Origin of the sequence: Stenotrophomonas sp. PE591, assembly GCF_018320795.1 — a bacterium.
In the GTDB taxonomy this organism is placed as follows: Bacteria; Pseudomonadota; Gammaproteobacteria; order Xanthomonadales; family Xanthomonadaceae; genus Stenotrophomonas; species Stenotrophomonas maltophilia.
On the sequence record NZ_JAAOKO010000002.1, the window covers coordinates 238,583 to 259,282 of the forward strand.

Below are 20,700 nucleotides of genomic sequence, written 5' to 3' on the forward strand. Positions count from 1 at the left end.
CCACAGGGGCCTGGCGGGTGCCCAAAGCGGGTCTCGATGGCGGCTCAGGTGCTGCGCGGACCATGAACGAGCCAGGAAGGCATGGCCGCTAGGCCCGCAGGGCGGGCCAGGCTGCACCGTGGACACACACCGGCGTGGCCGGTGGAAGGTGCAGCGGGGTTCTAGCCGACCAAGAGTAACTTAGACCGCGTAACGTTTTGTTAATCCTGGCTGGCTGCCGCCAACGCCAGGCCCTGGACCACGCCCAGCGAGGGCTCGCCGTGGACCATGCGGGCCCCCGGGAAGGCCTCGGCCACGGCCTGGCGCAGGTAGCCGGCACGGGACATGCCGCCGGTCAGGAACACCGCATCCGGGTCGCCCCCGATGTCGCTGCGGACTTGGGCCAGCAGTTCCCGGATCTGCTCCAGGTAGCCGTGGGCGGCGGCGGCCAGGCCATCGGCGCTGCTGTCGGCATGCAGGTCGCGGGCGATGTAGTCCAGCGTGCTGCGGTGCTCGCTGGCGGCGCTGAGGGCGATCTTGGCGCGTTCGACATCGCGGTACAGGCGGGCGGTATTGCCGGTGTCCTGCAGGGCCTGCAGGCGCCCGCCCCACGGCTCGTCGACGTGATCGTATTTGTGCTGGCGGAAGTCGCGCTGGCGCGTCATGTCCTGCACGGTGGCTGCTTCCACATAGTGGTGGGCGGGCACGCGGGTGATGCCGCGGCCGAACAGCGGCATGTAGCTGGACAGGCTCAGCGCCAGATCAATGTCGGTACCGCCGCGGGCGATACCCCACGCGCGGTGGATACGCGGGGCGTCGTCGCCACCGACTTCGGCATGCGCGATATCGGTGGTACCGCCGCCGATGTCGACGATCACCGCCTGGTGCCGCTCGCGGCTTTCGGCGTGGTAGTGCATGGCCGCCGCGGCGGGTTCTTCGAGGAAATCGATCTGGTCGAAGCCGGCCTGGGTGGCGGCCTCGCGCAGGATATCCAGTGCCTGGTCATTGCCGGCCGCGCCGATCGAGCTGCGGAACTGCACCGGGCGGCCGAGCAGAGCGGCACGCAGCGGCTGGCCAAGCTGGGCGCTGGCGGTCAGGCGGATGTGTTCGAGGATGTGCGCGGCGATGCCGGTGATGGTCTGCTTCGCGCGTGGGTGCAGGTTGTAGCCCAGCATCGACTTCGGGCTCTGCACCAGGTTGCCTTCGTGTTCCTCGAAATAGGCTTCCAGCGCGTCGTCGCCGTAGACCGCGTTCTGCAGTAGGTCGCTGGCGCTGCGTTCCTTGCCGGCGCGGGCCTCCATCCATTCACGGCGCAGGGCGCGCAGGGCTTCGCGGCGCAGCGCCTGCGGCGTGCGTTCCTGGCCGGCGGCACGGGCTGCACGCGCGGCGCTGTCGATCATCTGCTGCAGCTGGTGTTCCTGGCCGTCGTCGAGCTGGAAGTCGTCCGGGTCGGGCACCACGCCGGGGAAGTACACGCTGGTGCGGAACTGTTCGGCGTCACCGAAACGGATCGGCAGCAGTTTCCCCTCATGCACGATGGCGGCGGCGGAGTTGCTTGTACCGAAGTCGATGCCGAGGCGCATGGGGAGTTCCGGGGGCGGTCAGGGGCCGCGCACTCTGCTGCAGTTCGCCGCCGACTGCAAGTTCCAGCGTCGCGGCTGCTCCAGCCGTGGTCATGGCGGCGGCCGGGCACCTGCCAGGGAGCCGGGGCCCCGGACCGGGCGGTTACAATGGCGGCTGTTGATTCACTTTGAGGTACTTGCCGATGTCGTCTGTTCCCGCCTGCCCGCAGTGCACCCTGGAAAACACCTATGCCGATGGCGCGCTGTGGATCTGCGCCGATTGCGGTTTCGAATGGACCGCCGAGGAAAGTGCCGGTTCGACCCTGGTCGTGCGTGACAGCAACGGCAATACCCTGCAGGCCGGCGACACCGTCACCGTGATCAAGGACCTGAAGGTGAAGGGGTCTTCGATCCCGCTGAAGCAGGGCACCGTGATCCGCAACATCCGCCTGGTCGAAGATGATGCCGAGCACATCGAAGGCAACTCGGACAAGATCAAGGGCCTGGTCCTGAAGACCTGCTTCCTCAAGAAGGCCTGATCGGTCTCAGCGCCTGGCCTGCTGCTGCGCGCGCCAGCGGGCCAGGCTGTCGAGCTTGGCCTGGTAGCGTGCCTGCTCCGGTGCACCACCCAGCAGCTGCGCGCGGGTCAGTTCACGGTCGGCGCGCTCAAGCTGCCCGGACAGGAAATACACGCGCGCCAGCCCGAAGTGGAATTGGTGCGCGGTGTCATACAGGCGTACGGCCTGCCGGTAATAGCGGATGGCTTCGGCCAGCTTTCCGGCCTGCTCGGCCTGCGTGCCCAGCATGTACTGCGCGAACGGGTCCTCACGCTGCACCGACTTCAAGCGTCGCTCCAGGGCCTTGGCCTGCGCATCCAGCCCAAGCTGCCGATACAGCGCGCTGGCATTGGTCAGCGCCGCATCCTGGCGGCCGTCCAGGCGCAGGGCGCGGTCCAGTGCCTCCCGCGCCGCATCGGTGTTGCCCTCACGGTTGTCGAGCACACCCAGGTTGTTCCAGACCGAGGGGAATGCGCGATCCTGCACGACCGAGGCATCGAAGAACGCGCGGGCGCCGACGAGGTCTCCTTCGGCCATGCGTTCGGCACCTCGATTGTTGTAGAAATGGGCCAGTGCACGCGCGCGGCTGACCGGCTGCGGGCCGTGGCGGTCGTAGAGTACGTTGCGATCGAGGTCGACCGTGGCGTAACGCCCCGCGATCTCCACGCCCGCGTTGACGTGGCCCACACTGTAGACCACGCCGGCGTCCTGGTCCTGGTACCAGGACACGACCTGGCCGACTTCCTGAACGCGGGCCTGGATGCCAGCCTCGCGCGCCAGTGCCACGAACATCAGCGTAAAGGCGAGGCAGTTGGCGCGGCGCTGCTGCCAGACTTCGTCCACGGTGTAGGTCGCGTTCGCGTCGTACTGCAGGTCCAGCCCCTGGCGGCCGAAGATCATTTCCACCAGTGCCTGCAGCCGCTGCTCGCGCGATGAACTGCGGTCGATCACCTGCGCCTGCAGCATCGCGCGCATTGCGGGAGGAATCGCGAAGACCTGTTCCGGTGAGGGGACCTCCACCGGGGGGACGCTTCCGATGGGTGGGAGTGCATCGGTGCGCGGGTGGTCCTGTGCGCAGAGCGGCGCGGCCATCAAAGCGGCCAGGACCACGACGAAGATGCGGGCGGCAGGGCGGTACATGACAGTTCCCGGCAGCGGCGGGCGCTCCCGCCTGCAGCGAGTGTAGACCCGGCGGCGCCGCGCTGCAGTGACCGTTGGTCGGCGAGTGGCCGGTACGGCGTTTCATCCACAACCGATGTGGACCAGCGCTCGACAAAGCTGTGGACAACCGCGTCCAGGCCTCACCGGGCAAGCGTTGTGAGTATGTGGTGAAAAAACCATCAGCTTGCCGCGGGGCTGCGCAGGCGGGATGATCGGGGTATGGATTTCTCTCCGCTGACGCTGGCTCCTGCGCAGTGGCAGGCGCTGCAGGACAGCTACGCAACGCCGCCCCGCGCCTACCACCACTTCGGACACGTACGCGCGGTGCTGCAGCACTGCCAGGACGTGGCTGACGGCCCGGGCTGGCAGAGGCCCGCCGAGGTGTACCTGGCCGTGCTCTACCACGACGCGATCTATGTGGCGGGCCGCAAGGATAACGAAGCGCGTTCGGCGGCGCTGTCCCTGCAGGCAATCGCACGGGCCCCGGAACTGGCCGGCGTCGACGCCGCGCGGGTCGAGCAGTTGATCCTGCTGACAGCCCGCCATGGCGATCTGGGCCCGGACGACGTTGATGCCGAGGCCGCGCTGTTCCTGGACTGCGACATGGCGATCCTGGCCGCGCCCGAGCCGGTGTTCGCCGCCTACGATCGTGGCGTGGCCGAAGAGTACAAAGGGGTCGTGCCGGGCTTCCTGTACCGCGCCGGGCGTCGCCGTTTCCTGCAGGGGCTGCTGCGGGCGCCGCGCATCTTCCTCAGTGACTTCTTCCACCAGCGCCTGGATGCGGCGGCTCGGGAAAACCTGCGTCGACAGCTGGCCCGCTGAGCTGGACCGGTACACTTGGGCCTGCTCTCACCGATTGTCGCTTCCCACTGTGTCCGTCCCTGATCCCGACCCCCGCCCGCTGCCCCCCGAAGAGCCCGGTCCCAACGAGTGCTGTGGCAGCGGCTGTCCGTTGTGCGTGCTGGATCTGTATGCCGATGAGCTGCAGCGCTATCGCAAGGCGCTGGCCGAGTGGAAGACGCGGCATCCGGAGGCAACGCCATGAGCCGTGCGCGTCCGGCGGCGGTGCTGGCACTGGTGGCGCTGCTGCTGTTCGTGACCACCGCGCTGTGGACCCAGGTCGCGCGCAGTGATCTGGACTGGGTGCGGGCAACCTTGAGCCTGTACCTGCACGGGCCGTGGGGCCTGGCATTGCGCGCTGCCTACTGCCTGCTGGCGCTGGCCATTGCGGCGCTTGGCATTGCGCTGTATCGCGGCAGCATCGGGCCGCGCCGCAGTGCGGCGGCGCCGCTGTTGTTCACTGTCTCTGCGCTGGGGCTGGCGACGGTCGCCATCGGTGACAGCTGGCTGCCTGAAGCGACCCCGCTGCTGGCACCGTTCATCCATGGACTGGCAGCCAACACCGCGTTCCTGTGTGCCAGCGTCGGCATGCTGCTGCAGGCCTGGTACCTGCGCCGCGAACCGGGTTGGCAGTCCGCCGCGGGCCTGCTCTGGGGTTGGGCATGGCTGGCCTTCGTGCTGCTGTGGCTGCATGTGCTGTGGCGTGGTGGACCACCGCGTGGGCTGGGACAGAAAGTGGTGATCGCGGTGATCGTTGGCTGGCTGCTGTATCTGGCGATGGCCCTGTACCGGCGCAGCCGTCGGGCCGTAGCCCACTGAATCCCCAACGGCCTGCGCCGGTACGTGCCGTGCACGCGGCGGCGGCGTATCGTGTGCGCATTCCATCGGGGATGCGACATGAAGCGTGCAGGGCTGGGCAGGGCAATGGGTGTGGTTCTGGCGTTGGCAGCGCTGCCGGCAATGGCGGCGGCCAACGTACAGCAGTTCAGCCACGGGCGGTTCGAGCAGATTCCGGTGCACATGCCGGCTGGCACGCCGCAGCGTGTGGTGATCTGGTTCCATGAACCCACCGCCGGTGGTGATACCAGCCGCCTTCCGATCGAGGCCCTGCGTGCCGATGGCGCGATGGTCGCTGCCGTGGACATCGCGCATCTGCGCAGCGTGCTCAAACGCGAGGGGAATCCGCCCTGTTCGTTCGGTTCCGGCGACGTCGAGAACTTCTCGCGCTGGTTGCAGGCCTCCCTGCACCTACCTGGCTACCACCTGCCGCTGGTCGGTGGTGATGGTGAAGGCGCCGAGATGGCCTACACGCTGGCCGCACAGGCCGACACCCAGGTGTTCGCCGGCCTGCTGACCACCGGCTTCTGCCCGGATCACAGCCACGAGCGCATGGTCTGCGGCGATGGCGTGAAGCACAACAAGCTGCAGCCTGCCGAGTTGAATTCCCCGTGGCTGAGCGCCGCCGGCGACCATGGCTGCAAGGTTGGCGAGGCCAGCCGCTTCGTGCAGCAGGTGGCGATGGCACGCGAGTTCAAGCGCACCGCGCGCGGCGATGCTTCACCCGGCCTGGTGGCGGCGGCGCGGGTGATCGGCGCGCAGGCCGGCGTCAGCCTGGCACCGCCACCAGCCGCGCTGAAGGGCCTGCCGATAGTGGAAGTACCCGCTGCCGGTAATGGCGACACGCTGGCCGTGTTCGTTTCCGGCGATGGCGGCTGGGCCGGCCTGGACAAGGACGTGGCATCGTCGCTCAACGAACATGGCGTGGCCGTGGTCGGCATCGACTCACTGCGCTACTTCTGGAGCGAACGCACGCCGAAGGGATTTGCCACTGACCTGCAGAAGATCATCGATCACTACCGCCAGCAGTGGCACCGCGACAAGGTGATGCTGATCGGTTTCTCGCAGGGTGCCGACGTGCTGCCGGCCACCATCAACCAGCTTGATGCCGGCACCCGAGAGACGCTGGACCGTATCGTGCTGCTGTCGGTGGGCAGGAAGGCTGACTTCGAATTCCATGTCAGCAACTGGCTGGGGGGCGGCGGCGACGGCCTGCCGATCGCGCCGGAAGTGGCGAAGCTGCCGGCGGCCAAGACCCTCTGCGTGTATGGCGACAAGGATGACGACGCGCTGTGCCCCGGCCTGCCGGCCAACGACGGCGTGCAGAAGGTGAAGCTTCCGGGCGACCATCACTTCAATGGTGATTACGACCGATTGGCCGAAGTGATCCTCAAGGGCGGGGCTTAGCGCCGGGCCACGCCCGAACGCTGTCGCCGCCGTGTCGGCCAAGGTCGATACCTACCGGGTGGTTTGCAGCGCCGGGCCATGCCCGGCGGCTCAGGGCTTCAGTTACGCCGCGGGTCCAGCGAGATCAGGCGCGTGGCATCCAGCAACGCGGCCGGCAGGTGCATGCCGCCGGGTGCTGCCAGATAGCGCGGTCGCCACTGCGGGTCGAACTTCGACTTGAAGCGGCGCAGGCCACTGAAGCCATAGAAGCGTTCGCCATGCCGCGCCAGCAGGCCGGCCAGTCGGTTCCAGCGCCCAGCAAGGCGATGCTGGGCCAGCCCGGACAGCGGCGCCATGCCCAGCGAGAAGCGCGCATAGCCCTGAGCGCGGCCCCACAGGAACAGCTCGATGAACAGGAAGTCCATCGTGCCCTTCGGTGCCTCGTTGACGTGGCGCATGAGGTCCACCGACAGCTCGGCACCGGCCGGTGCCTGCCACAGGTTGGCGAATGCCACGATCTGGCCCTCGGCTTCGACCAGTGCCACCGGGAAGCGCGCCAGGTAATCCGGATCGTAGCTGCCCAGCGAGAAACCTTTCTCGTCGCCGGCCTTGTCTTCCAGCCACGCGTTGGAGATCGCGTGCAGGCGGGGAAGCAGGCTGGGAATCTCTTCCAGCGGTGCCACGCGGAACGAAAGGCCCCCGCGCTTGCCACGGTTCCAGGCCTGGCGCAGATCGGCGCGTTCGCGGCCTTCCAGGCCGAAGTCATGCAAGGGCACGATCGCTTCCTCGCCCAGCTTGACCAGGCCCAGGCCCAGGTCGAGATAGGTCTGCCAGTAGGTCTCGCCCACCTGGTAGAACACCGGGCGCAGGCCGAGCCGGTCAGCTTCCTCGCGGAAGCGCCATATCAGCGCGCGCGCCACATCAGGCGGGCCGACCGGATCGCCCATCGCGATCAGCGAACCGCCGTAGCGCTGCATCATCACAAAGCCCTGTTTCGCATCATCGCGCAGCACCGCCTTGTCGGCGGTCAGTACCAGGCAGGCCTGGGTATCGGTGGCACCGGCCAGTACCGGCGCCAATGATTGCAGCGTGGCCTCGTCGGCGGCTGGCAGCGGGCTGCGCGTACTGTGCAGCAGCCGCGCCAGGCCGAACATCACAAGCGCGATCGCCACCACCAGCAGCGCACGCAGCGCACGCGGTGCGTTGCCGGATATCGCAAACTGCCACCACAGCTCGTTCTGGTACTCGACATGGCTGTAGGTGAAGAACAACAGCCAGGTGACCGCCACCAGTACCAGGCCGAGGTTGCGCAGCCATGGCCACGACCATGCTTCATCGAGCAGCGCGCCCTGGCGGTAGAACTCGCGGCGTGCGGCCCACAGCGCCATCGCCACCAGCAGGGCGGAGACCGCGATCAATGGTTGGCCACCGCGCAGCCACAGTGGCAACGGGGTGATCACGCACACGGCCATCGCCAGCATCCATGCGGCATGGCTGCGCCGGGCCAGGCCCTGGCCGATCAGCAGCAGGGCGACGCCGCTGAGGCTGCCGATCAGATGGGACGTTTCCAGGATCGGCAGTGATGCGTTGACCAGGTGACGGCGCGGCGTGGGCAACGTGCCGTCGATGACCAGCGCAGCACCGATGCTGAACACCGCCAGCGCGATGATCTGCGGCAACCATGGGCGCAGCGCGTTCCAGCCGGCACGGGTTGCCCCGGCACTGGCCTGCAGCGGCTGGCGCAGCGCGGGTGCAAGCGCGAGCAGGGTGGCCAGCAGCAGGGGCAGTACGTAGTAGGTGACGCGGTAGATCAACGCCGCCGCCAGCACCGCAGCCGGTGCCACCTGTGGCAGCAGCTTCAGCAGGCTCCATTCGAACACGCCGAGGCCGGCGGGCACGGTCGAAACCAGGCCGGCCAGCACCGCGACCAGGTACAGGCCGACGAAGCCGGGCAGGCCGGTCGGCGTCGAGTCCGGAAGCAGCACATAGAACGCGGCACTGGCCAGCACCAGCTCGATCACGCTGAGCACGGTCACCCCAATCATCGTGCGCCGGTCGGGCAGCCACAGCACATGGCCGAACACGCTGAACTGGCGTCCATCGCGGCCGACCAGCAGCAGGGTGGCCGCATAGGCCAGCAGCGCGACGATGCCGACCACGCGCACCGCATCCGGGTCCAGCGGCAGGGCAAGCGCCGCTGCCGCCGGTTCCATGCACAGCGCCACGCTGATCAGCAGCCACGCACCGAACACGAAGCCGAGCGTGCTCATCAGCACGACCTGGCCGATCTGCGCCAGGTCGAGGCCGGCAGTACGGTAGCCGCGCAGGCGCACCGCACCGCCGGTGAGCGCGGCAAAGCCCACGGTCTGGCCGAGCGTGTGTGCCAGGAACGCGGTGATGCCGATGCGCGCCGGATGCACGCGGATGCCGCTCCGGCGCAGGCCGATGGCATCAAAGCCGATCAGGCAGGCATAGCTGGCCAGGCCCAGCACGACAGTAAGCGCGATCTGCGTGCCACTGAGCTGGTGGAAGGCATGGCGGATGGCGCGGTAGCCGTTCTCATCGAACTCGTTGGCCAGGCCGTGCAGCGCCAACGCAAGGATCAGCAGCGGGATGACGATGGTGAGGACCCGCTTCCATGCCGGGGTGGAGGGAGCGGTGGCGGGGTCGGTGGTTTCGGTCATCGGCGCAAGGGTGCGTCAGGGAGGGCGAGGGCGGTGTCAATGCAGCCGTGGCGCATCGTGCGCCTGTCGCTGGCATTTGACCAGCGTCGCTGTCGGAAGCCGGTAGTGACCGTGTGTGGATGGCTGCCCTGCACCCATCGTTGACCGGTTTGGAGGACAATGCAGGCCTGATCACCCGCAGGAGCCACGCCCATGATGGAGCGTTACGACGTCGGACCGCGCATGTCCGAAATGACCGTGTACAACAAGGTCGCCTACCTTTCCGGCCAGATTCCGGAAGACACCAGCCAGGACATCACCGGGCAGACCCGGCAGGTGCTGGCCGAGATCGACAAGCTGCTGGCGCTGGTGGCCAGTGATCGCCAGCACGTGTTGCGCGCCGAAGTGTTCCTGGCCGACATGGCCGATTTCGACGGTATGAACAAGGCATGGGATGAGTGGGTGGTGGAAGGTGCGACCCCAGCGCGCGCCACGGTCGAGGCCAAGCTGGCCCACGCCGACTGGAAGGTCGAAATCGTGGTGACGGCGGCAGTGCCGTAACGGCGGGGTCACCTCCCAGCAGTGGAGGGGGGGTAGAGTCGACGGTTAGTCGACTGTCGCGCGCAGCGCGGGGTTTTGCGCCGCCGGAACGAAGAGCAGTCGACTAACAGTCGACTCTACCCCGCCGCTCCGCCGCTCCGCCGGTTGGTCCGGTGGCTAGGCCGGCACCAGCTCGATGCAGTCGACTGGGCACGGCGGGATGCACAGCTCGCAGCCGGTGCACAGATCGGCGATCACCGTGTGCATGTACTTGGCGCCGCCGACGATGGCGTCCACCGGGCAGGCCTGGATGCACTTGGTGCAGCCGATGCAGTCGGCTTCCACGATCAACGCCACCTGCGGCGCCTTGTGCTCGCCGCGCGAACGATCAAAAGGAATCGCCGGTACGCGCAGAACCTGGGCCAGCGCGCGTGCACCGGCATCGCCACCGGGTGGGCAGCGGTCGACGCCTGCCTCGCCGCGCGCCATCGCCTGCGCGTACGGTCGGCAGCCGTCGTAGCCGCATTGCCCGCATTGGGTCTGCGGCAGCAGGCGGTCGAGGCGTTCGGTCAGGGGCGGGATCAGGCTCATGCGTGGCGAAGGCTGCGCGTCGGGTTACTTCAGGGGTTTGCCGCGGAACCAGCGCTCGTGGGCCAGCGCCAGCATCGGCTTGTCTTCGGAACTGTCACCGTAGGCATGGATGCGCACGTAACGCGACAGATCGAACTGGCGACGGATGTGCTCGACCTTGCGCGGGCCACAGTCGCCACCGGCGTAACGGCCGGTCAGGCGTCCGTCCTGACATTCCAGCCGGTTGCAGATCAACTGCAGGCCCAGCTGCTCGCACCACGGCCGCAGGTACAGGTCCAGCGAGCCGGACACGATCACCACGGTGTGCTGCTGTTCCTTGTGCCAGCGGATCTGCTCCAGCATTTCCGGGCGCACCACGTCGGGCAGGAACTCACGCGAGAAGCCGGCGGCCAGGGTGGCGATGTCGTCACTGTGGCGGTCGCTGAAGGTCAGGCGGGTGACGCGCGCGCGGATGCGTTCGGCCGAGATCAGCTTCAGCTTGTACGCGAGCAGCCACGGGCCGACCTTCCACCACGCCTGCGCCAGCTGTTCGGCGGTGGCCACGCGGCGCAGGAAACGGCCATAGGTATCGCAGGTGGTCACGGTGTGGTCGAAGTCGAACAGCGCCAGTTCCATTCCGTTGCCTCCCATCGCGTTGCCTCCGCTGGCCAATGCTGCCGGCGGGCGCGACCGAGGCCACGCCCGCTGCGGGCATCAGCGGACCGGCATGCCCGGCTGCGCGCCGCTGTCGGCGTCCAGCAACGCCAGCGCACCGCCGTCGAAGCCGGCCGACAGGATCATGCCTTCGCTCAGGCCGAAGCGCATCTTGCGCGGGGCCAGGTTGGCGATGAACACCACGCTGCGGCCGACCAGCTTCTCCGGCTCGCCGTAGCTGCCACGGATACCGGAGAAGATCTGGCGCTTGCCCAGTTCACCGGCATCCAGCTCGAAGCGCAGCAGCTTGTCCGATCCTTCCACGAACTCGCAGACCAGCACCTTGCCGATGCGCAGGTCGAGCTTGGCGAAATCGTCGATGCCGATGTAGGCCGGCGCGTCGGCGCTCTTTGCTTCGTCCTTGGCCGGGGCCGGGGCGGCCGGCTTGGCGGCTTCGGTCCTGGCGGCGGGGGCGGCAGCGGCGGCCGCGGCCGGCTGCAGGGTGTCCTTGGAGGCGTCGATCATGGCGTCAATCTTCTTCGGGTCGATACGGGTGAACAGCGGGGTGTAGTCGGTGATGCGGTGGCCCAGCAGCGGCTGTGCCAGTTCGGTCCAGTCGTTCACCGGCGCGGCCAGGAAGGCTTCGGCCTGCGCGGCGGTGGCCGGCAGCACCGGCTTCAGGGCGGTGACCAGCACGCGGAACAGGTTCAGGCCCTGGCTGCACACGGCCTGCAGCTGCGCGTCGGCGCCTTCCTGCTTGGCGATGACCCACGGCTTGACGTCGTCGATGTAGCGGTTGGCTTCGTCGGCCAGGGCCATGGTCAGGCGGATCGCCGCGGCCGGGTCGTTGCGCTCGTAGGCTTCACGGATCGGCGCCAGGCCGTCGACGAAGCGCTGGTACTGCGCCGCATCGGGCAGCTGCGCGGCCAGCTGGCCGTCGAAACGCTTGCTGATGAAGCCGGCGCAGCGGCTGGCCAGGTTGACGAACTTGCCGACCAGGTCGGCGTTGACGCGGGCGATGAAGTCACCCAGGTTCAGGTCGAGATCGTCGACGCCACCGCCGGACTTGGCGGCGTAGTAGTAGCGCAGCGCTTCCGGCTCCAGGCCGGCATCGAGGAAGGTACGCGCCATCACGAAGGTGCCGCGCGACTTGCTCATCTTGGCACCGTCCACGGTCAGGTAGCCGTTGACGTGCAGGCGGGTCGGCGCGCGGTGGCCGGTACCGTGCAGCACCGCCGGCCAGAACAGGCCGTGGAAGTTGACGATGTCCTTGCCGATGAAGTGGTGCAGCTCGGTGCTGGTACCGGCGCGCAGGTGCGCTTCGAAGTCTTCGCCGATCCTGCCGCACAGGGTCTGGAAGCTGGACAGGTAGCCGATCGGTGCATCCAGCCAGACGTAGAAGTACTTGCCCGGCTGGCCGGGAATCTGGAAGCCGAAGTACGGCGCATCGCGCGAGATGTCCCACGCGCGCAGGCCACCTTCGGCATTGAGCCACTCACCCAGCTTCGCCTTCACGCCCGGCAGGGCGACGTCGCCGGCCAGCCATTCGCGCAGGAACGCGTCGAAGTGGCCCACCTCGAAGAAGAAGTGCTCCGAATCGCGCATTTCCGGCGTGGCACCGGAGATGACCGAACGCGGTTCCTTCAGGTCGGTCGGCGCATAGGTAGCGCCGCACACTTCGCAGTTGTCGCCGTACTGGTCGGGGCTGCCGCAGTTCGGGCAGATGCCCTTGACGTAGCGGTCGGGCAGGAACATGCCCTTGGCCGGGTCGTAGAACTGGGCCACCGAACGGCGGCTGATGTGGCCGGCCGCTTCCAGCTTCAGGTAGAACTGCTCGGTCAGCGCCTTGTTGGCCGCCGAATTGGTCGAGTCGTAGTGGTCGAACGCCACGCCGAAGGCGGCGAAGTCACGTTCGTGGCTGGCCTGGATGTTGGCGATGAAGGTTTCCGGGGTGACCCCGGCCTTTTCCGCGGCCAGCATGATCGGCGTGCCATGGGTATCGTCGGCGCAGACGAACCAGGCCTTGCCGCCACTCATTCGCCGCGCACGCACCCAGATGTCGGCCTGGATGTAGCCGACCAGGTGGCCCAGGTGCAGCGGGCCGTTGGCGTAGGGCAGGGCGGTGGTGACGAGCGCGGTACGGGTCATGGTCGCGGGGTGAAGCCGAGGGGAACCGCAGAGTATCGCATGCCCGCAATGAGGTGACCCGGCCGAGGCCGGGTCACGGGGATGAAGCGGGGGCCGGGGCGCTTATTCGCGCTGCCAGGTCTGCGCGCGGCAGATGAAGGCGATGCAGCCGGACACGTCCAGCCGGGTGCCGCCGGGCTGCAGTTCCATCTTCGACTTGTAGGTCTTGCCGTTGGCCGGGTCGAGGATGGTGCCACCGGACCACTTGTTGGCGCCGTCGGCCTTCAGGTTCCAGAGGATGGTCATGCCCTTCACCGGCTTGTTCCTGTTGGCGCCTTCACAGCCGTCACAGACCGGGTTGGGGCCCTTGTCCGAGTGCAGGATGTCGACCACCTTGCCGGTCAGGGTGCCGTTGGCGGCCTGGGTGATCTCGACGATCGACTTCACCTTGCCGGTCTTGTCGTCGATGGTCTTCCAGCGGCCGGCGGCGCCGTCGGCGGCCTGCGCCGAGAGCGCGGCCAGGCACAGCGGCAGTGCCAGCAGCAGGGTCTTGAAGGTCTTGCGCATGGTCCCCTCCCAGGGTTCATTCCGGCACGATGCCGGTACGGGCCGACTGTATACCCATTCGGCGGGGTATGGGGAAGGGGGGGCTTTGCAGGGCTGCGCCCTGCACCTGCAGAGGCAACAGCAACGGCAGCGGCGGGATTCCGTGGGATGGCGGGGCGGTGTGGGTGGGCAGGACACGCCGTAAACCCATCCCTGGGGGCTCGATGGCGCCATCCATGGCGCCAACGGTCCTGCCCACCCGCACCGCCCCACCTCTGACAGATTTCTGCGGCTCTTGGTGGGTGTCGACCTTGGTCGACACAGTAGATTCACGTCATGCGTGGATGAATCACGATTGAAAAACGCTCAACCGACTTCGTACAACTCCAGTGGCAGGTCGTCGGGGTCGGCGAAGAAGGTGAAGCGTCGGCCGGTGTATTCGTCCACGCGGATCGGTTCGCAGGCGACACCATGCGCGGCCAGGCGCTGGATGAAGGGTTCCAGTGCAGCCACCCGGAACGCGAGGTGGCGCAGACCCTGGGCCTCCGGGCGGCTGGGACGGGGCGGCGGCGAGGGGAAGGAGAACAGTTCCAGCTGGCCGCCGTCGGGCAGGGCCAGATCGAGCTTCCAGGAATCGCGTGCGGCGCGGTGGTTCTCGGCCAGCACGCGCAGGCCGAGGATGCGCACGTAGAAGTCCTTCGAGCGTGGGTAGTCGCTGCAGATCAGTGCGGCGTGGTGGATGCCCAGCAGGGCGTCGGAACCGGGGGTCATTGCAGGGTGTCCAGCCAGCGCTGGGCGATCTTCTGCGCCAGCGGATAGGGTTCGGGGTCGTTGCGGTTGGTCAGCACGATCACGGTCAGGTGCTTCTCCGGGTGGCGCACGATCACGTTGCGGAAGCCGATGCTCTCGCCGCTGTGCCATTGCACCGGGCCGTTCAGGCGCCAGCCGAAGCCGTAGTGCGGGACATCCGGTTCGGGCGTCGGTGTGGCGGGGCTGAACATCGCCCGGCGCGAGGCCTTCGACAGCAGGCGGTCGTCGTACAGCGAGGCGTCCCAGCGGGCGAGATCGTCCAGCGAGGAGTAGATCCCGCCGTCTCCCAGTACAGCGCTGGTAGTGCTCTGGTCGGTGCGCTGCCAGCGGCCATCGATCCTGCTGTAGCCATAGGCGCGTGCGGCGACCGTGTCCACGCCGTCCTGGTGGGCCACGGTATGCGTCATGCCCAGCGGGCGGAAGATGCGTTGTTGCAGGAAGGCGGCGAAATCCTGGCCGGATGCGCGGCCCACGATCAGTGCCAGCAGTGCATAGCCGCTGTTGCTGTAGCGGTACTGCGTGCCCGGCGCGAAGTTCAGCCGGTCCTGGCGCGACAGCAGGGCCAGCACATCGGCATCGTGTACCTGCCGCGTGCCTGCCGGGTCCATCAGGTCTTCGTAGTCGAGCAGGCCGCTGGCATGCGAGAGCAGGTGGCGGAGGGTGATGCCCGCTGCAGCCGGTGGCAGCTCGGGCAGCCACTGCCGGGCCGGCTGGTCCAGCCCGAGCCGGCCGTCTTCCACCAGCAGCAGCACCGCCGCAGCGGTGAACTGCTTGCTGACCGAGGCCAGCCGGAAATTGCTGGCGGCTGTGACCGGGGTGCCGTCTTCGACCACCGCAAGGCCGTAGCCACGGCGGAACACCGGCTGCCCGTCATGCAGCACCAGCACTGCGGCGCCGGGCACCTGGCCATCGTAGGCCTGCATCAGGCCGTCGATACCGGCATCCGGTGGGGTCAGCACCGGTGCGGCGGCGCCCGCCAGAGGCAGCAGGCCCAGCACGGCGGCGAACAGGGCGACGGCAGGGCGCATGGTGGCTCCGGAAGCGTCAGGGCGAAGGTGTGGGCGCAGCGCTGGCCGGCTGTGCCATCCAGCGCTCCATCTTGCGGTCCAGCACGTCCAGAGGCATCGAGCCGTCTTTCAGCAGTTCTGCATGGAAGCGGCGCAGATCGAAGGCTGCGCCCTGGCGTGCCTTCGCCTTGTCGCGCAGGGCAACGATGGTGGTCAGGCCGGCGACGTTCGACAGTGCCTGGCCGGGCTGGGCCATGATCCGCTCGACTTCGGCGTTGGCGTCATCGCTGCTCATGTCCACCGTCTTCTGCAGGTAGGCCACGGCCTGCTGCTTGCTCCAGCCCTGTGCATTGACGCCGGTGTCGGCGACAACGCGTGCGGCGCGCAGCAGGCGCGAGTACAGGTAGCCGATGCGGTCGTAGGGATCGGTGTAGGCGCCGAGATCTTCGCCCAGCGTTTCGGCGTACAGGCCCCAGCCTTCGACGAAGGCGAGATCGCCACCGAGGCGGCGGAAGCGTGGCAGCTTGGCCAGCTCCTGCTGCAGGCCCAGTTGCACGTGATGGCCGGGAATCGCTTCATGCAGGTACTGCACCGGCACGCTCCAGCGCTTGCGGCTGGGCAGGTCGCGGGTGTTGATGTACAGCACGCCGGGCTGCCCGGGCGGCGACGGCTGGTAGGCGGCAGCGGCGGCGGTCAGCGCCCGTTCCGGTTCCACTGCGCGTACTTCCAGCGCGGACTTCGGCAGCGTATCGAGCACCTGCGGCAGGCGCGCGTTGACCTGCTGCTGCACCTGGCGGTAGCGGCTGATCAGTGCATTGGCATCGCTGTACTGGAACTGGCGATCGTTGCGCATGCTGCGCAGCAGCTTTGCCGGCGTGCCACGCAGCTTGGCGTCCTTCATCACCGTGGCTATCTGTGCCTGCAGTTCCTGCACGCGTTGCTCGCCCAGCGCGTGCAGCTGCGCGGCGGTCTGGTCGCTGGCGGTGGTCTGCACGATCAGGTTGGCGTACCAGGCCTGGCCGTCGGGCAGCGCGCCCATGCCGCTGCTGGCGCGCGTGGCCGGCAGGTACTCGGTGGCGATGAAGCCGCGCAGGGCGCGGTAGGCGGGCATGATGCGCAGTTCGATCATGCGCTTGTACTCGGCACTGATGCGCGCCTTGTCTTCGGCCGCAATCGTGTTCGGCATGGTGCGGATCGGCGACCAGAAGATGCTCTCTTCAGCGGTCGGCTTGATCACCGCATCCAGCTGCGGCAGCACCTTCTCCATCAGGTCGCGCGGCTGCACCACGCCGGCCTTCATGCCCTGGCGCATGTTGTCGATGGCCTGGTCGAACAGTTCGGGAATGCCGAGCGAGCGGCGCGACCAGGTGTCGTAGTCCTGCACGGTGTTGAACGGCTGCGCGCCGGCGCCGGAGCCGAGGATCGCCATGATGCTGCCGATGTTGTAGTACTGGCTGATCGGCATCATCCAGCTCGGGTAGCGCTCGGCAGCCAGCGAGGCGCGCGCGTCACGTACGAAGATCTCGTAACTGAGGAGGTCCTGGCCCTGCAGGCCATCGCTGCCGAGTTTTTCGACCTTGCCCAGCCACTGCGTGGTGAAGTCGTGCGACTGCTGGCGCCAGGCGGCGGACAGGATGTTGGGCAGCTGGTCGTTGTAGCGCGGTTCGCCCTGGAACGTGGCCTGCAGCGGGTTCAACCGCATCGAGGCATCCCAGTACTCGTCGTACAGCCGTTCCAGCTGCACCTGCTTGGGCACGGCACGGGCCGGTGCGACCGGACGCGGCGCAGCGCGGCGCGCCGAACTGCCACGGGCCGGTGCGGTGGCACGGGCGGGCCTGGCCTTGGGCTTGGCGGCCTGGCGGGTCTGCGCAGCGGCAGGGCGGCTGGCCTTCTTCTTCGCTGCTTCGGCCGACGGCACGGCACTGAACAGGAACAACGCGGCAATGGCAGCGGCCAGGACGCGGGGGGAATACGGCATCAAGAAGCTTCCGTGGAACACAGATCGTGGAGCTTGCACGATCCGCGCGCGTACGGCCAGCGTGAAGACGCAGTCAGCTTGGTGGCGCTGGGGCTTCAGTCAGCCGCAGCGGCGGCGCGCAGTGCCGCCGCGCGATCGGCGCCCAGATAGCGGGTGATGGCACGCCGCATCAGGTACAGCAACGGAATCAGGGCGACCGCAAAGCCCATCTTGTACACGTAGTTGACGCTGGCGACCGCAAGGAACAGCGAGGTCGGCCAGTGTTGCGGGCCCAGCACGAAGGCGATCCAGATCACCACGAAGCTGTCCACCACCTGCGAGATCGCAGTCGATCCGGTCGCACGCAGCCACACGTGGCGTTCACCGGTGGCCTGGCGGATGCGGTGGAACACCGCCACGTCGGTCAGCTGGCCAAGCAGGAAGGCCACCAGCGAACCGGCGATGGTCCACATGCCCTGGCCGAACACGGCTGCGAACGCGGCCTGGTAGTCGGGCACACCGTGGCCATCCATCGACGTGACCCACCAGCTGGCCGGCGCCAGCGAAATGGCCGCGAAGGCGAACAGGAAGCCGTAGCCGATCAGCACCACCGCCAGCCACGAGATGAAGCGCACGCCGCGCTTGCCGAAAAACTCGTTGATGGTGTCGGTCATGATGAACACCACCGGCCACAGCAGGGTACCTGCGGTGAAGCTGAGCGAGCCGGTCTGGCCGAACAGGTTCCAGTTCAGCGGGGCGATGCCCAGGGTGTCTTCCAGCGCGAAGATCTTCACCCCGATCAGCTCGGCCAGCACCGCATTGCCGCAGAAGAACGCGGCCAGCACGATGAACAGCAGGACCGCGCGGTCCTGCAGCGGGCGCTCGATCGGCGCCGGGGTCATTCGGTGCGTTCGCCGGTGCGTTCGCCGGCGCGGGTGAACGGCACGCTGGATGGTGCGACGGCGCCGCCGGAAATGATGAAGCTCATGGCCTGGTCGACGGTCCAGTCAGTCGGGGTCAGCAGTTCCACCGGCACGATTTCCAGGTAGCCCGAGGTCGGGTTCGGCGTGGTCGGTACATACACCGCGGCCAGCTCACGGTCGGTGCCGTGTTCCTTGATCACGCGGGTGACCAGTCCGACCGATTTCATGTCGCGGTGCGGGAAGTCGATCAGCACCACGCGCTGGGTGCTGCCCGGTTCGGTCTGCAGCATGTCCAGCAGCTTCTTTGCGCTGTCGTAGATGATGCTGGCCAGCGGAATGCGCTTGATGACCGCGCCCACCCAGCGCAGCAGGCGCTGGCCGAGCACGCGGCGGCTGGCCACGCCCACCGCCAGGATCACCAGCAGGGTGGCCAGCAGGGCGATGGTGTCCTGGATCCATTCGGCGCGGACCCAGCCGAGATAGTGCGGGAAGCTTGTCGCGATCTGCTCGGACAGCGGTACCACCAGCGGGCTGGAAATGCCCGACAGCAGCACGAACACGAACTTGACCACGACCCAGGTCAGCCAGATCGGCAGCAGGGTCAGCAGGCCGGTCAGGAACAGGCGCTGCAGGGAGGGGCGGGGGACCAGGGCGGGGGCTTCGAGCGACATGTGCGCATTGTAGCGGTCACTGCCGGTCGATTACGCTGGTGGATCGACTGCGGCAACGAGCCATGGAAGGGAAGCTGTGTTGAAGATTCTGCGCGGACTGGGCTGGACCCTGGCGGGCCTGCTGCTGTTGACCATCGTGGTGTGGTGCGCCTCACGCATGTGGCCGGTGCCGGAATCGCGGTTGCAGGCGCAGCAACGGCTGGAAGCGCGGCTGCCGGCGAGCGGGCGCAACGGTTATGCCCTGTTGTGGACGCTGCCGTTCGACGATCTGGATGCCCGCCAGCGCGAGCAGGCGTTGGCCGAGGACGTGCGCCGTTGGGAGGCCGACCTGCTGGGCAGCAGCGGCGGCCAGACACACCTGGTGGCCAACCATGCCGAGCTGCGCTCGCGGCCCGGTGCCAGTTGCGGGCCGGCCGCCCGCGGCTGCCTCGCCCAGGTCCGCGCGGACCCGCAACGCTTCGTGGAGGCCCATGCCGGGCACCAGCAGTTTCACGCGCGGCTGGATCAGCTCGCCGAAGCAGACTACTTCGTATCGCCGTTCCAGCCGAAGGGCGAGGGCATCCTGGTGCCGATGCCGACCTACGGGCTGGTGGTCGATGCCACCAGCGCACGCGCGCTGGCGTTCGTACAGGGTGACATCGACGGTGCCCTGCGCGGCAGCTGCCGGGGAGTGCAGCTGGGCCGGCGGCTGGTGCCCGGTGGCAGCTATCTGGTCGAAAGCATCATCGGCGCCAGCCTGGTACAGGCCAACGCGCAGCTGCTGGCCGACATGCTGGTCGAACTGCCTGCCGATCACCCGCTGCCGGCCGAATGCGTACAGGCCATGCAGCCGATGCGGGCCGACGAGCAGAGCCTGTGCCGTGCGATGCAGGGCGAGTATGCGATGAACCGGGTGGCGATCGAGACCTCGGCGCGGGAATTCGGCGGCGCGCTGGTACTGGACCGCAGCAGCACCCTGGCCCGTGCGGCCGGCAATCTCGGTTGGGCCTGTGGCGCGACGGCGACCGCTGCGCTGGAGGCGGACCGTCCGTTGCCGGCACCGGCGCCGCCGCAGCGTGACTTTGGTTGCCTGTCGAACGTCATGGGTTGCCTGTTGACCGACATTGCGGGTCCGGTCTATCCGGCCTATTCGTCGCGCACCCAGGACGCCGCGGCGATGCTGCGCCTGCTGGGTGCACAGCGCTGGCTGCGGCAGCAGCCGGGGGATCCGGTGGATGCCCTGCAGCGGTTGCCGGCGCAGTTCGCCTCGCCGGTGCGGTCACCGCAGCTGTCCGCCGATGGCCGCCATCTGCAGGTGCCGCGGCGCTCGCCGTCCCGCAGCAACGACGAAAGCCCGTGGCTGTCGGTGCCGCTGCAGGCGGAGCCAGCTTCGACTGCGTTGGCGCGCGATTGAGGCGCGCTCAGCGTGCGTGTGGCTTCAACCGCAGGTACACCTGCTTGCGGACCTGTGCGACCACCTCGCCGCTTTCATCGACCACGTCGTTGCTGAACCAGCGCAGCACCTTCTCGCCACTGGCCGCTTCGGCGCGCAGTTCGTCCAGCAGCGCGTCGTCGATGCGGAACGACGTCCGCACGATGCCACGGCCCGGCTTGAGGAAGTCGATGGCGCCGGCGCGGTCCCACACGTAGTAGTCGCGGCCGAGGATGTGCAGCAGGCCGAGCATCCAGAACGGATCGGTCATCGCGAACAGGCTGCCGCCGAAGTGGGTGCCGACGTAGTTGCGGTTCCATGGCCGCAGGCGCAGCTCGACATCAATCTGCCGGTAGTCGGGGGTGATGCGGGTGACGTGGATGCCGGTGAACAGGAAGGGCGGCCAGAGGTTGATGCCGAAGCGGAACAGACGGGCGTTCATGCGGATCCGGGGGCGCTGGGCGAGGTGTCCAGTCTAACCATTCGCATGCGTATGTTG

The 20,700-nt window shown here is 67.9% G+C and carries 20 protein-coding genes; 7 read left to right on the forward strand and 13 right to left on the reverse strand.

Annotated features, from left to right (window positions below; all coding sequences use genetic code 11):
• Window positions 1-200: 200 nt before the first annotated feature.
• On the reverse strand, window positions 201-1,562 hold the full coding sequence (locus JLDANKMP_RS06260; RefSeq protein ID WP_012480950.1) for an Hsp70 family protein: 1,362 nt from the start codon (window positions 1,560-1,562) through the stop codon (window positions 201-203).
• Window positions 1,563-1,744: 182 nt separating this feature from the next.
• Here JLDANKMP_RS06260 and JLDANKMP_RS06265 point away from each other — a divergent pair, with 182 nt between their 5' ends.
• Complete coding sequence (locus JLDANKMP_RS06265) at window positions 1,745-2,080, forward strand: zinc ribbon domain-containing protein YjdM (RefSeq protein WP_005414225.1); 336 nt, start codon at window positions 1,745-1,747, stop codon at window positions 2,078-2,080.
• 6 nt (window positions 2,081-2,086) lie between these two features.
• On the opposite strand, the gene JLDANKMP_RS06270 is transcribed toward JLDANKMP_RS06265, so the two are convergent.
• The gene (locus JLDANKMP_RS06270; protein ID WP_111687541.1) at window positions 2,087-3,238 is read right to left on the reverse strand and encodes a transglutaminase-like domain-containing protein; all 1,152 of its coding nucleotides are present in this window, start codon (window positions 3,236-3,238) and stop codon (window positions 2,087-2,089) included.
• A gap of 240 nt (window positions 3,239-3,478) precedes the next feature.
• On the opposite strand from JLDANKMP_RS06270, the gene JLDANKMP_RS06275 reads away from it, so the two are divergent.
• From JLDANKMP_RS06275 to JLDANKMP_RS06290, 4 genes are all read left to right on the forward strand, one after another.
• Window positions 3,479-4,081 (forward strand): hypothetical protein, encoded by a 603-nt coding sequence (locus tag JLDANKMP_RS06275; protein ID WP_212560744.1) that lies wholly within the window; start codon window positions 3,479-3,481, stop codon window positions 4,079-4,081.
• 49 nt (window positions 4,082-4,130) lie between these two features.
• The gene (locus JLDANKMP_RS06280; RefSeq protein WP_050550426.1) at window positions 4,131-4,304 is read left to right on the forward strand and encodes an oxidoreductase-like domain-containing protein; all 174 of its coding nucleotides are present in this window, start codon (window positions 4,131-4,133) and stop codon (window positions 4,302-4,304) included.
• Window positions 4,301-4,918: a DUF998 domain-containing protein gene (locus JLDANKMP_RS06285; protein ID WP_043035448.1), complete on the forward strand. Its 618-nt coding sequence runs from the start codon at window positions 4,301-4,303 to the stop codon at window positions 4,916-4,918. The genes JLDANKMP_RS06280 and JLDANKMP_RS06285 overlap by 4 nt, the downstream gene beginning before the upstream one ends.
• A gap of 78 nt (window positions 4,919-4,996) precedes the next feature.
• On the forward strand, window positions 4,997-6,343 hold the full coding sequence (locus tag JLDANKMP_RS06290; RefSeq protein WP_283246290.1) for an AcvB/VirJ family lysyl-phosphatidylglycerol hydrolase: 1,347 nt from the start codon (window positions 4,997-4,999) through the stop codon (window positions 6,341-6,343).
• Between the two features lie 98 nt (window positions 6,344-6,441).
• Here JLDANKMP_RS06290 and mprF read toward each other — a convergent pair whose 3' ends face one another.
• Complete coding sequence (gene mprF / locus JLDANKMP_RS06295; protein WP_111687539.1) at window positions 6,442-9,006, reverse strand: bifunctional lysylphosphatidylglycerol flippase/synthetase MprF; 2,565 nt, start codon at window positions 9,004-9,006, stop codon at window positions 6,442-6,444.
• A 192-nt stretch (window positions 9,007-9,198) separates the two neighbouring features.
• Here mprF and JLDANKMP_RS06300 point away from each other — a divergent pair, with 192 nt between their 5' ends.
• Window positions 9,199-9,546, forward strand: coding sequence for a RidA family protein (locus JLDANKMP_RS06300; protein ID WP_005410556.1), 348 nt, complete (start codon window positions 9,199-9,201; stop codon window positions 9,544-9,546).
• Window positions 9,547-9,702: 156 nt separating this feature from the next.
• On the opposite strand, the gene rnfB is transcribed toward JLDANKMP_RS06300, so the two are convergent.
• From rnfB to JLDANKMP_RS06345, 9 genes are all read right to left on the reverse strand, one after another.
• Window positions 9,703-10,116, reverse strand: coding sequence for an Rnf electron transport complex subunit RnfB (gene rnfB / locus JLDANKMP_RS06305; protein ID WP_012480943.1), 414 nt, complete (start codon window positions 10,114-10,116; stop codon window positions 9,703-9,705).
• A 24-nt stretch (window positions 10,117-10,140) separates the two neighbouring features.
• Window positions 10,141-10,731: an HAD family hydrolase gene (locus JLDANKMP_RS06310; protein WP_005414141.1), complete on the reverse strand. Its 591-nt coding sequence runs from the start codon at window positions 10,729-10,731 to the stop codon at window positions 10,141-10,143.
• A 78-nt stretch (window positions 10,732-10,809) separates the two neighbouring features.
• The gene (gene metG / locus JLDANKMP_RS06315; protein ID WP_212560745.1) at window positions 10,810-12,897 is read right to left on the reverse strand and encodes a methionine--tRNA ligase; all 2,088 of its coding nucleotides are present in this window, start codon (window positions 12,895-12,897) and stop codon (window positions 10,810-10,812) included.
• Window positions 12,898-12,999: 102 nt separating this feature from the next.
• Complete coding sequence (locus JLDANKMP_RS06320) at window positions 13,000-13,443, reverse strand: DUF2147 domain-containing protein (protein ID WP_005410552.1); 444 nt, start codon at window positions 13,441-13,443, stop codon at window positions 13,000-13,002.
• 345 nt (window positions 13,444-13,788) lie between these two features.
• A complete protein-coding gene (locus JLDANKMP_RS06325; protein ID WP_212560746.1) occupies window positions 13,789-14,193 on the reverse strand; it encodes a VOC family protein in 405 nt (134 codons plus the stop codon).
• Window positions 14,190-15,260 (reverse strand): serine hydrolase domain-containing protein, encoded by a 1,071-nt coding sequence (locus JLDANKMP_RS06330; RefSeq protein ID WP_212560747.1) that lies wholly within the window; start codon window positions 15,258-15,260, stop codon window positions 14,190-14,192. Before JLDANKMP_RS06330 ends, JLDANKMP_RS06325 begins: the two co-directional genes overlap by 4 nt.
• Before the next feature lie 16 nt (window positions 15,261-15,276).
• A complete protein-coding gene (locus tag JLDANKMP_RS06335; RefSeq protein ID WP_212560748.1) occupies window positions 15,277-17,217 on the reverse strand; it encodes a DUF885 family protein in 1,941 nt (646 codons plus the stop codon).
• A gap of 95 nt (window positions 17,218-17,312) precedes the next feature.
• Window positions 17,313-18,098 (reverse strand): queuosine precursor transporter, encoded by a 786-nt coding sequence (locus JLDANKMP_RS06340; protein ID WP_212560749.1) that lies wholly within the window; start codon window positions 18,096-18,098, stop codon window positions 17,313-17,315.
• Window positions 18,095-18,790, reverse strand: coding sequence for a DUF502 domain-containing protein (locus JLDANKMP_RS06345; protein WP_005414135.1), 696 nt, complete (start codon window positions 18,788-18,790; stop codon window positions 18,095-18,097). Before JLDANKMP_RS06345 ends, JLDANKMP_RS06340 begins: the two co-directional genes overlap by 4 nt.
• A 76-nt stretch (window positions 18,791-18,866) precedes the next feature.
• Here JLDANKMP_RS06345 and JLDANKMP_RS06350 point away from each other — a divergent pair, with 76 nt between their 5' ends.
• The gene (locus JLDANKMP_RS06350; RefSeq protein WP_212560750.1) at window positions 18,867-20,183 is read left to right on the forward strand and encodes a hypothetical protein; all 1,317 of its coding nucleotides are present in this window, start codon (window positions 18,867-18,869) and stop codon (window positions 20,181-20,183) included.
• A 7-nt stretch (window positions 20,184-20,190) separates the two neighbouring features.
• Here the strand turns inward: JLDANKMP_RS06350 and JLDANKMP_RS06355 are convergent, their stop codons facing one another.
• Window positions 20,191-20,643 (reverse strand): DUF4442 domain-containing protein, encoded by a 453-nt coding sequence (locus JLDANKMP_RS06355; protein ID WP_005414133.1) that lies wholly within the window; start codon window positions 20,641-20,643, stop codon window positions 20,191-20,193.
• Window positions 20,644-20,700 lie beyond the last annotated feature (57 nt).